The sequence below is a fragment of the Sphingobacterium haloxyli genome, from assembly GCF_002980525.1.
GTDB lineage: Bacteria > Bacteroidota > Bacteroidia > Sphingobacteriales > Sphingobacteriaceae > Sphingobacterium > Sphingobacterium haloxyli.
The window spans coordinates 16,185-28,284 of sequence record NZ_PVBQ01000027.1; the positions used below are offsets into that span (position 1 = coordinate 16,185).

At 45.1% G+C, this 12,100-nt stretch carries 6 protein-coding genes and 1 pseudogene; all 7 read right to left on the reverse strand.

Annotated elements, in window-relative coordinates; translation table 11 throughout:
- Positions 1 to 264 precede the first annotated feature (264 nt).
- Positions 265 to 687, reverse strand: a complete 423-nt coding sequence (locus C5745_RS19360) for a hypothetical protein (RefSeq protein ID WP_105718667.1) — start codon at positions 685 to 687, stop codon at positions 265 to 267.
- A gap of 2 nt (positions 688 to 689) precedes the next feature.
- A complete protein-coding gene (locus C5745_RS19365; RefSeq protein WP_207795861.1) occupies positions 690 to 3,143 on the reverse strand; it encodes an RHS repeat-associated core domain-containing protein in 2,454 nt (817 codons plus the stop codon).
- A gap of 489 nt (positions 3,144 to 3,632) precedes the next feature.
- Positions 3,633 to 4,265 (reverse strand): annotated as a pseudogene (locus C5745_RS20835) (DUF6443 domain-containing protein); the annotation flags it as partial.
- 4 nt (positions 4,266 to 4,269) lie between these two features.
- Positions 4,270 to 7,614, reverse strand: coding sequence for a hypothetical protein (locus C5745_RS19370; protein WP_133166406.1), 3,345 nt, complete (start codon positions 7,612 to 7,614; stop codon positions 4,270 to 4,272).
- A gap of 447 nt (positions 7,615 to 8,061) precedes the next feature.
- Entirely contained in the window at positions 8,062 to 8,934 is an 873-nt protein-coding gene (locus tag C5745_RS19375; protein ID WP_133166407.1) for a hypothetical protein, read from the reverse strand.
- Positions 8,935 to 8,942: 8 nt separating this feature from the next.
- Entirely contained in the window at positions 8,943 to 9,920 is a 978-nt protein-coding gene (locus C5745_RS19380) for a hypothetical protein (RefSeq protein ID WP_105718671.1), read from the reverse strand.
- A gap of 1,090 nt (positions 9,921 to 11,010) precedes the next feature.
- Positions 11,011 to 11,685, reverse strand: a complete 675-nt coding sequence (locus C5745_RS19390) for a hypothetical protein (protein WP_105718673.1) — start codon at positions 11,683 to 11,685, stop codon at positions 11,011 to 11,013.
- Between the last annotated feature and the right edge of the window lie 415 nt (positions 11,686 to 12,100).

Genomic DNA, 12,100 nt, shown 5'->3' on the forward strand with positions numbered 1-12,100 from the left:
TTTGCTCCAGAACGAATCTATTGATGAGGTGTTGAAGTATTGCGACAGGGAATTACTTTAGCTCATTCGTCGATTCACTATTCTTAAATCCAATAGAACGTTATTACTTTTATGTAACTTCCCTTTTCGCTAAAAAAAGCAATCAGCTTATGAAGATCGGAGTACATCAAACAGAGGGCAAGGCGGATCTGTCCATCATTTGTGAAAATTTGAAGGTTCCCAAACCCGCTAACGCTTCAAGTTGTATATTTTTTTATTAAAAGCTCATTGGCTAGATACACACGTTACATCGATGTCTTCATAGCCTTTACCGACAACAAGCTCGCCAATTTTATTATTTTCCGGTTGTTCTTTTTCCATATGCATATTGGTCAGTTCAACAATTACTCGTCCGCATTTTTTTGGATCAACAACAAAAGAAGTATCGACATCATTGAAAATCACTTTAACTTGTTGTTTTACTGAAATTTCGAGTAATTTTTCAAATCGAGGATACCTCGAATTTTCTTCTTTTAATATCGTATCGATAAAAATTTCATGTTCTCCGCTAACCTGCAAATCGATACTATCTACCCGATACACATAGTCAGCTCGAATCTCCAGCCATACTGAAGATGCACTATTGTCACATGCGATAAAATTGCAAATGATCCATATAAGTATTGGTGTATAAATATATTTCATCATGTTCAAGGAATATTTGGTTTAGGATAGGGTATTTTAAGACCTCGTGTTCTAATGCCTCTGTAAGGAGATTCATTTGTTGATCTAGTATTCGTACGTTGACGGTTATTTATAATAATCGCGGAATTTTTCCCACGGTTAGAAAACCCGCTTTTTGAATAAGAAAAAATATTTGACAACTGGTGTCTGCTAAAGTGAGGAGCATTGTTTCTCTTGTATGCCATTGGATTCGTCGGATTGTTCTCTGCGGAGTTTTTTTCTGGATGGCGCAGTCCGAGATTATGCCCAATCTCATGGAATGCTGTTTCTTTCATATTTAGAAAGGAACCTGATTCAACATAAGCGACTTTTCCGCCAATTTGCGCAATACCGCCGGCCGGACCACCTCCTAAACGGGAATCAGCCTCCCCCAAAACTTCATTTACAACAACCAATAAATGATCTGATGCATCTACTTGGTCCATAGAGTTAACAAATGTGTATTCAGCATCAATTTTATAAACATTATTGGATCCGTCAGAAAATGTCTTACTAGAACTCTCTCCGCTTAACCTTTTACTGATTGAATTAGCTAAGCCTGTAAGGTTTTTATCATTTGCCATATTTAGTACTTTACCACGAATATGGGTGGTATAGGTATTAGTCACTCTCCCACCAACCTCGGAAGTTGTTGTTGTAGTCCACGTAGAATCTCCATTGATGTCAACATTTACGATTGGATTTAGTTCTCCATATTGATAAGGGGATAAAGAAGAATATTTCTCTGCAAACCGGTCAACAACATTCCATCTTCCGATCTCCGCGTCGTAGAACCTCGCCCCGTAGTCCAGCTGTCCCTCCAGTACATAAGAACTTCCCAAAGCATGCGTGCCGCCGTTCAGGTCAGCCTGCATCTCCTTGCCGTTATAAAGATAACGGTTTATTCCTCCGGTTACAATAGCTTTTGTCTTGCCGAAGGGATAATAGTCCTGCCGCTGTACCACCTCCACCGTCGTGGCACCTGTACCGCGTTTGAGCACGGTACGCACATTGCCCAGGTGGTCCGTCAGGTGGTAATGGTAAGCATAGGTGCCGCCGCTGTTCTGCAGGTAGCCCTCCTCCGTTGAAATACGCTCGATCACGCTCGCGGCCGTGCCCGTCTTCCGGTACTCGATACCGCCGATATAATCCTGCTGGGTGGTCGTCGTTCCTACCGTGGCCGTCCTGCGGAGCTTCTTTCCTGCGGCATCGTACAGATAACTGACCGTCACTGCAGGAGCTGTTCCCACCGCTGCCTTCGACACCCTCCGGGGAAGGTTCAGGTGGTTGTACGCAAAGTTCATCCCCGTACGGTCTTTCGTGGCATTGCCGTTCAGATCGTAGGTGAACGATCCGCTAAGGCCGCCGGACAGGCCGGCAAGCCGGTTGCTTTTCTGACTGTTGTTGTAGCTGTAGGTGATCACCGTGCCGTTGTCCCGCCTCAATGTTCTGATGTTGCCCATGTCGTCATAGGTCAGCGCCTCGATCATCACCGTACCCCCCGAGCTTGTACCGTTGGTCAGCCGGTTCAGCCGGTCGTAGCTATAGGTGAACGTACTGTTTGTCGTCGGTCCATGCCCCCACTGCTGCTGGGCGATATTGCCGTTGTACTGCGCGTTGGACAGTACCGTATTGCCGTTCTTATGGTAGTTCAGCTGGTAGGTGAACTGCGGAGAACCCGCGCGGCTCTGCCACCCCCGCTCATTGTACGCGTAGCCCACCGTGGTCAGGAAGCTGGTGCCCCCGCTCTCGCTGTGGAGCTTCTTCTCTGTCAGCTGGCCGATCTCGTTGTACGAAAGCCTGCTCTGGATAACCTCCGGCTGGCTGTTCACCTTTTTCTTCGTTTCCACCAGACGGCCCACGTGGTCATATTTGTTCGCGGTCAGGATCGTCGTCGCAGGCTGCGTGGTCAGGCTTGCCCAGTGTTCATGTTTGCTCGTCTCCACCTCCCCGCTGAAAAGATAGGTATTCGTTACGATGTCCTTGCCCCCGAGAAGGTTCCGTGAAGCGGTCTGGATGATACGGCCACGCTCATCGTAGTAGTAGACCGTTAAAAGCGAATCCGTACCGCTGTCGGTATATACCCGGCTGCCCGTCAGCAGCGAATGTACCTTCGTGCTCCTGCTGATGGCACGCGGTGCCAGCTGTACCGTATCCACACTGCCCATGAACTTGTTGTAGTTGTCGTAGTAGTTGACCGTCAACCTGGTCAGGTTGTCTTTCGGAAAGGAAACGTTGCTGTACTGCGAAGCATTTACACCACGGCTCTCCCAGTGCCTGTTGCTTGCCGTGGCATGGTTGTCCGCTGCCGTCTGGGCTGCCAGCTGCGTGGCATGTGCTGCCGTCAGCGTGCCCGTCTGCACTACCCGGCCGAAGGCATCATATTTCGTGTAGCTCCATTCCTTGGGGTTCTTTGTCCGCTGCAGCGCATCCTGCGTCATGATGGGCAGGTCGTTCCGGTTGTAAACGATCCATTCCCAGCCCTTGCCCGGCACCTTCTTCTCCGCCAGCCGGCGCCTGCCGTCATAACGGTAGGCGTACACCAGTTCGTTGAAATCCGTATTGTTGTCCGTAACCGTACGGGCCGTATAACCCGGAGGGACCACATAGCGCAGGTCCCCGAAGTCATCGTAAACATAGTGCGTGCTCAGGGACCTGGTATTGCTCTCCCAGACCCGCTTCAGCACAACGCGGTCCTCAAAGTCCCTGAACTCTTCCACCGTACCCCCTTTGCCCTCGCCGTGCACCCAGTTCTCGTCCCTGGTCACCGTCTTATACAGCCTCCCCGCCGCATAGCTACCCGTGCCCGTCGCTCCCGTACCGGTCACCGTCCACAGGGGAACCTCATCTGCCACGTTCGTACCGTACTCCACGGCCACCGTATGCCCGCCCGCCGAGGTACGTGTCACATTGTCCCGGCTGACGGCCGGCTGCCAGGCTTCCCCCGGGGCACCCTGTTCCTTCACCCGGTTCAAAGGGCTGTTCTCGAATACTGTGACCGCATAGGGGGCAGGGGTGCGCACCACGCCGGCAATATCGGAACCGCTGCTCTTATTATAATATGTGGTTACATTGCCGCTTCCCCCCGTCTTGTAGGACCCGTTGCCCGTACTGTGCACATAGGGCAGATATTTATGGCTCTCCCGTCCGAAACCGTCGTACTCGATGTGCTGTACGATGTCCTTATACTTCGGGCTGGCCATCAGCCCGACCGCCTGCACCGGTCTGCCCAGGCCGTCAAAGTACTGTACCGTTTGGTTCTCTTCCCCAATATGGCGTGCCTGACCGAGCTGGCCGGTCTTTACCTCCCGGCGGAATGTACGGGTAAGGATGTAGTTCTGGTTGCTGCTGGGCGAACTGCTTATGTTCGGGTGCTGCTGGATCGACAGCAGCACGTTCCTGCCCGAAGGGATGTGGAATCCGGGCTTCAGGACGATACTGTCCAGCGCCTGGATGACCGGCTCGTCATTGTAGGCATGCAGTTCCAAATGGCTTGGCTGGCCATGGCCTAAAACGGCAAGTAGCAGAAAATATATGATGGTCAGTGGTCGTTTCATCTCCATGGGTCTAGGGTCTATAATGGTATTGGTAGTTCCGAAGTACGTTTTTATCGAAGTCCAGCACGTCCTTCAGGCGCTGGAAGCCGTCATACTGGTAGTATTCCGTGATGCCGCGAGGGTCAGTCATGCTCGTCATGCCAACCAATGGTTTGTAGGTATAGCTGGTAACCTGGGCTCCGGTCATTTTCGGGTCATTACGAAGCTTGACCATTGCATTCGTAATCGTCGCATCGGATACGTTTGCAGCGTTAAGGCTGTTGATTGTAGCCTGCCCGAGAACAGCAAACACCTCCGCATACGTCGCGTTCTCTATCTTTGCTACCGGGTACTGATGTTTATATCCCCAGAGATAGGTAATCATCAATCCTCCACTTGTCTTTATCTCTCTAGGCATACCGGCAGAATAACTTACGAATTCTGATATTTTTTTCGCCGGACCACCATGATATTTTTCCTCAATATCGATCGGGGCATAATATGAATTCTGCCAATAATCATAGGTCGTTCTTTTTTGATAAACGTTCATTTCGTTAACAGATTCCTGCTCTTCCGTTACGAAATCCAGCATATTTCGCATTAACATCCCTGACTGGGTGGTGCCGGTGCTGTTGTCAAACGGGTATGAATACTTCGTCTTTCTTACAGCTCCGTCGCTTATAACGTAGTTAATCTCCTTTACCTTGTTAAAAATACGATCATAATTATACTCCGTCGTCTCCACCACGGACTGCCCCCCATTGACAATAGACCTCTTGATACTTTTTTTCAAACCCCTCCGAAATGGATAACTAGGATAGTAATTTCTCATCCTGTAGTATAATACAGGTCGGGACGTTAAAATCTTAAATCTTCTATCTTCCAGAGAGCTACCACTCTGTAATGGAGGACGGATAAAGATAGCCGGGGAGATAACAATGGATCGAAAGTTCTCCTTTCTTCCAGTATCGTCCAAATAAAAATCCAGAAACGTTTCATATTCGTTCACAGTTTCTTCAATCAGGTTTTCATTGGCGTCGTAAACTTGCCTTTTCAGCAAGTTACCATAGTATCCTTTACTATAATCCAAGGGCAAAAATGGCGGCTCCTCAGAAAAAAGGATTGGTTTGTTTTTAAAGGAAGAAAAATATTTCACGATCGTACCTGTACTATGGTGCGCGTCAACATGTTTTTCAGTAACACGGCTGTACGTTACCGGCATACCATTGACTAAAGGCATCTCCTGAAAGGAAGAGGTGTTCCGCACGATAAATTTATCTGTCTCCAACCCCTCCATATAGCCCGAACCTCCACTCGTAAAATATTCCGCCCCATAATCCACTAAATAGGAATACGTAGGACGGAAACCGAGCGTTCCGGAAGAAGTTTCACCGTCTTCCAACAAATACTCGTATTCGCGGGTCGAAACCAGTTCTCCCGAAGAGCTATAATCCTGAATCTCACGTAGGCGCAGTCCCCCCACATACAATTCCCGATCAGGACGGACCACAGGCTCAATTGGTATAGACCGATCTAGCTCTCTTCTATTGATGACCATATAGTCATGGTAGTTCTGTATACCAACCACGTATATATTCAGATCGAAATACGTGCCTTTGTTGACAGCCCCTATATTCATAGTTGCAACCTGAACATTCGCATTCGGCGAAGGAAAAGAATGCATATATGACCGCACTAAACTACCATTAGACCCTACAAGTTCAAATCTTATCCCACAATTGCTACACCCAGAGAGCCATGGGTTGATATGGAATTCCAGTGTCAAATTTCCATCACTACTACCGTTGTATACAAAGGAATATTTAGCAGACGGATTAGCGTTTGAGTTGATGGAAATATTATTCGAGTAATTTACATAGGGATCCGTAACAGCATCTACGACGACTTTGTTTAGCCACTCATCTACTGCAGTGTTCGGTTCGAAATCAAAGATCGTATAACCTCCCGTGGGATAGGACATTTGAAGCAAAGAACCATATTTTACCCATTCGGGGTCTGTCCTTCGGTTACCGCCCGTCAGTTTACGGTAGGGAGCGTAGTTGCCCCCGCCTTCAGCCATGATATATTCCTCCGGTATAAGCACACCTGTATTCGCATTCGCATAACCCCAATGATCTTTTTGCCTACTTAAAGGTGCAGGAAATAAAGATGGCTTATAATATTGAAATGTATAGGGTCTGGATTCAGCCTCCCCCGCGGCATTATATTTCTGAACAGATACTAGTGCAGGCCGGGCTTTACCTGTACCGATCAAATATTCGTGGCCTAAATGGTAGCTTACAGTGTCATCGTTGGTTTTTATAAAGATGTGCTGAAGCAGACCATTTGTGGAGGACGCATGTAAATCCCCTCTTACCGACGTGCTGTACTGAAAATCTATCGTCACTGTATTGGGCAATACAATTTTTTTTAGACGCTTCCCGTTAACCTGGTAAGCATGAACTCCGTTTCTTCTTTCTATGGTACCGTTAGACACTACCGTATTGTCGACGACGCCCACCGCCTGAATTTTCACAGGGTATGCCTCATAACTGTATGATGATGCATTGTATTCATAGTCATACGTATTTTCGTATTCAAATGTTATTGTGCAGTTTCCCGTAGGATCCGTCACACTAGATAGGTACCAGGCAGACGTATGGGGCAACGGCACTCCTGTTAAACTTACCCTGGTAAGCTCAAAATCATTAAATTGGTAAGTATACCCCTTTTCGTCCACGACACGGAATCCAACAATCTTAAGGTCCCCATCTATCCTCGTTATTGTTTTATCAATCTTCAGGTGCGATTTGTCCATGATGAGCACATCATTATTTTTCCCCAGTACAAATTGCCCCGAAAACCCCATAAAATTGTACGTAAATATATCATGTTGGCCATCTACCATGTTTGCGTCAATACGTTGAAAATAGCGGTTATTAAGTGAATAATCCAATGGACCGTTCCCTTCTTCCTGTGACGCAGGCATGACATTATTACCACTGTTATATAATGAGCCGTTTCCCTCACTCTCATCATATGTACCGCGGACGACTCTTGAGATTACACCGCCGGCATTAAGAGACCAACCCATTCCGATGTTCGATGATATCTGGTCGACCTGTATTCCGCCTGCAAAATAGGCTAAACTGACATCCAACCCTTGGGGAAAGTAGCCATTGGACCAGGAATAAATCGGAACGGAAACCTCAGGAATACCTGTTGATTCACCCACGATCAGATTACCATACGCAGTGATAGAACTTGCATTCGGAGAAGGGGGGATAACCAGATCATTTTCGTTATTCATTTGCTGAGAGAACAGACTATTCCAACAAATGGATATGACTAAAAGGTTAAATATTCTAAATTTCATAGGTTAGTTTTTTTTCAAATTTCTGTTTCAATTCGTCCGCTCGTTATAGGTTGAAATTTTCTTCTCTCTCTCCTTTTCAACCAAACGCAACGTCAATTCCGATACTATTTTCAGCAAAAGCATATTCATTCTCGCCCAAGGACACGTCGTCAATTTCCGAAGCGTTGGCCGCTTGCAGATAATCTTCTAAAGAGAAGCAAACGGACGACGGTTACATTTATATGATTAACACCGCTGTAATCTATGGGTAATATCTTTTCAGTTTGTAATTGGAACAAAAATAACTATTCCCTCCAAATTTCTTCCATTTAAGAGTTAAGTTTTCAATACTAATTTGTTAAAAACAAATTAGTATTGACTCGCACGTGTATCCCGAACTCTAAGCTCCCGCATGTTATGATCCGGTTTAATAGCAATCAATTTCTGCGCATAAATAACGCATCTTCATCAGTCAGTGTGTTCTCCGGAATCCAGCAAAAGCTCTTCCATTTTTCGCAGTTTCTCTTCCAGTTCGGTCACTCGGTCAGCCACTGTCTCCATTTTCTTCATCTTTTTCTCTTTCTCAATCAGGTGTAGCGTTAGCTCTTCTACCTTCTTGAGCAATAAGAGGTTCATCTCTCCTACGTCAAGCCCCTGTTCTGCAATCTCACGGGCCGATGGAATGTCTGGTAGGTGCTTGTGTTCTTTGACGTAAGCTTCGATAGCCGAGAGACTGGGAAGTTCATATTCCGGTTCAAACACATAGTCCGGAACCGCGATGTTGTTGGTCACTTTGATTTCTTTGGCTAGAATATTTCCCTCCACAGACAGCTTCGCCTTCGGATCTACCGTACCGATTCCGACATTTCCGTCCATATAGTAGAGACGGTTCGCGAGGCGCTGCCAGTGGTACGAAGCGCCAAGTGCGGTCGGTCTGGCCGCTGTATTACCTGTAGCAAAGTATTCCGCAAAAACCAATACAGTATAGTTATTCGCATGTTTGGTACTGACCTTCACCACATTGTTTTCCACCTCCAACATAGGATGGTTGGAGGTCGTCCCTCCTGCCGTAACCATTCTGAGCTGCCATAAGGCTTTGGAACCATCATACCAGGCTAAAAACTCAGCACCTGTCATTGTACCCGTAGGTGCGACAGAAAGCTTCACGCGGTACAGCCCGCCTCTTATCAGCGATTGGTTGCTGCCGTCCGTAAGTTCAGGCTTATTGGTTGCACTCGCCACAACTTGTTTGTTAAAAGTAGCGGTCTGACCATTGGCCGTGACGCCTATACACAGATATACCCACATAAGGAAGATCTGGAGGAAGTGTTTTTGCTTCATAAGATAAGTCATTGAGGTTTGTTGTCCGTATTATCATTATTTAATATCCGTCTTACGATCTCCATCTCGGAAGAAAGTTTGTCTATGGCTTCTCCTTGCTTTTTGAGCTGTTCATCCTTTTCCATCAGCAGGAGCGTGAGTTCCTCTATCTTTTTTAATAGTAAAGCATTTATTTCGCCGAGGGCTATCCCTTCTCTCCCTACTTCCGCTGCAGAGGGTATTTCCGGAAGATGGCCGTGTTCGGCAATATAGGCTCGTATAAAATCAAGAGAAGGCAGTTCATAATCCTCCCGAAAAACATAGTCTGGCCAGTTGGCTGTTTCTACCTTGATTTCTCTGGCGCGGATGTTGCCGTTGACAGCCAGCTTTGTATCGGGGGTAGTTGTCCCGATCCCGACGTTACCGTTATAAGCTACTGTCAGATAATCATCTATCGCCATTTTACCCACCCTGGCTTCTGCCCGTACGGTCCCGCCTCCATCGGGCAGCACGCCGGAGAAGCCCCGGGCTACGTTCCATCCGTAGGCATCCGACATAATGGTGACAGCAGAAACCGCACGTGCGAAGTTTACCTCGATAAATGTTGTATCCTGGTCGAAGGTTAAACGAGCTTGTGTCCAATAAGCAGTTTTGCTGTTAGATTTTACGGTGATACCGCCCGCGACGGTCCAGTCCTTAAACCACTCAATATCCAAATGATACGGAGTTGCAGCTCCACCAGTCGTATACAACGTTACACGGCCAAAACCTCTACCCGCTGGGGAATTGCAATATGCCACCCGCTTCCAGCCCGCTCCGTTGACCGAAGCCGTCGTCCGCGTTTGCGACCATACTCCCGTGGTCCAACAAAGGAGTAGCAACAAAACAAAATAGTTCGCTTTCATATAAGTTAATCTTTGATTTTCTGTTTCTTCAGATCCGACAGCTCCTGCTCTATCTCCGTCGTTCGCCGATTCATATGCTGCTGGGGCTCCACTATGAGCCACTCGTTATCTTCTAAAATCTATAATTTCGCGTATCGTTAACAATTGTTTCAACCTGTCTCAATCCTGCCTCTGATACAGCTCGGCGTACTATAAGCTGGTCGGCACAAAATTAATACCTGGCATCATTCGTGAATAAAAATACACAATTTTAGAAAAAAAGGGAAGGTTATTTTCATTGAAGTTTAAATTATGACAGGCGAATGGGCGGTTATGTGTATGACGTTGAAACGGCCTATCTCCGCATCGCAGAACCTTGCTCCGTAATCATACTGCCTTCCGCTGTTTCCCGAACTCGTTGACACTCCCAAAGCGGTTGCCTCAAAGAATATTCCTGATCCAAAGATAGCAGTTTGTTTGGTTTGCTAGCATGATAATCCCAGTCTTCCCTTAAAAAGAATATTCCTGTCTTTGCACAAGAATTTCCGTACCTATTCCCCGGCGGGATTTTCACTGTTGCGTATATGTGCAGCTATCAATCTCAATAAATATTCTATATCTACGTCGAGATCGGCCAAATTCAATAAAAGACATGGATTTCCATCTTTGTCAGTTTTAACGAACAATCTTTTTAATGGTTTTATGAGCTTAGGCGAACCCCAACTTCTCGATAAAGTAAGTCGCAATATCGGACGACCGCGTCTAGATGAAATTACCTCTACATCTTTAACATCACGATAATGAAAGAAATGCTCCCCGTAAAAAGACCTTATTATCAAACCCTCCGGTAAAATTCTGATTGCCCAATTCGAAAAAAATCGGAAAATAAATAGAACGAGTAGCATCAGTGCATAAATAAAAATCAATAATTTAACAAAAAAAGTCGATTCTATCGGCCTTGAAAACATAAAATAATCTCGGATAAAGTTTATAAATGGAAAATATATAAAAAACCAAATGACAAGAATTTTTATGACCAAAGATCGCTTTGCCTTTTTTGAAAAATAAATAGTTTCAATTTTGCTTTCCATTGGACTATCTAGTAATAATTTGAAATTATATAACCCGTTATTTAGCTCCGCACAATTTCCTTAACATTCTTCTCAATAGTTTCTGAAAACTTAACGGGGGTCATATAACAAAATATAATACCCTAATACTGAATACTTAGAGTCGAAAATAATTCCTTTATGGGTGACAACCCCCGGTTTGGATTGTTTGCAAATGTAACAAGAAAATAGTCTTTATTTTTTCTACGATAAATAAATATTCCTAAGTCAGTGTGCCCATCAAAGTCAGTTATTTGATTTTTCAATACATTTATTACAATCCCATCATAACTCTTACTATGGTGTCTCAATTTAAACCCTTTAGAATTTTCTAACAATACAAACTTCGTCGAGTCATTGAGTGTCGTGACAGTCCGTTGACTGTTGACCTCTGTAATTAAATTAAATGGTTCGTGTAATAAATTGCTGTAATCTATTGGAAATCTTACCTCTACATAACCTCCTCCATTACCTCTATAGGTTATATTGGGCGATATACCTATATGGGGGCTGTTTTCAAAAGTTAACAAATCTAGCAACTGCGTCTGCTCAGAGGCTTCGCATGAGAAAAAAATCAAATTGTATTTGTTTTCGTAAAGCAACTCGACCACAGGTTTACCTAGCTTATTTACAAAAACGTCAACATACTTTATTTTCGACGGATCCAGAGACATCCCCTCTATATAGTCTATTGGGATATCGTCTGCGCCATGTAGTATAGCCCCTTGATCGCAACCGGACAACACAGCTATTACAATAGGAAATATCAATTTTCTCATCTTAGTATAAAACTAAATATTTATCTTGAAAGTTGCGGAATGAATGGCATAAGCGAAGGCAAAGCAGCTCCTCTAGTAGCAACCATAATTGCAGTAAAACCGGTATATTCATTCGTAACCCTCAAATACCACTGCCCATAATGCCATTACGAAAAAACAAAAACGACAGATTGACAATAAGAATCTCATCGAATATTTATTTTGATGTTTGGATTAACCTGTAGCACAAAAAGCCCAATCCGCTGAAAGATTGAACTAACACATCATATGTCATTTGGTATTTTCTCTGAGGGTGTAAAGTAAACTGTGTCAAATAAAGAATTTCTATATTTAGACACAGAACATGAGTAAAGACAATTTTGACTTCGAAAGCTTCAAAGAGGAAGCTATGAAAGGCCTTTATGAGGGCAAAAAA

Bases quoted from the DNA above. Each gene is read 5' to 3' on its own strand.
- C5745_RS19360 (WP_105718667.1), bottom strand. From the start codon at position 687: ATGATGAAATATATTTATACACCAATACTTATATGGATCATTTGCAAT.
- C5745_RS19365 (WP_207795861.1), bottom strand. From the start codon at position 3,143: ATGACGCAGGATGCGCTGCAGCGGACAAAGAACCCCAAGGAATGGAGC.
- C5745_RS19370 (WP_133166406.1), bottom strand. From the start codon at position 7,614: ATGAAATTTAGAATATTTAACCTTTTAGTCATATCCATTTGTTGGAAT.
- C5745_RS19375 (WP_133166407.1), bottom strand. From the start codon at position 8,934: ATGAAGCAAAAACACTTCCTCCAGATCTTCCTTATGTGGGTATATCTG.
- C5745_RS19390 (WP_105718673.1), bottom strand. From the start codon at position 11,685: ATGAGAAAATTGATATTTCCTATTGTAATAGCTGTGTTGTCCGGTTGC.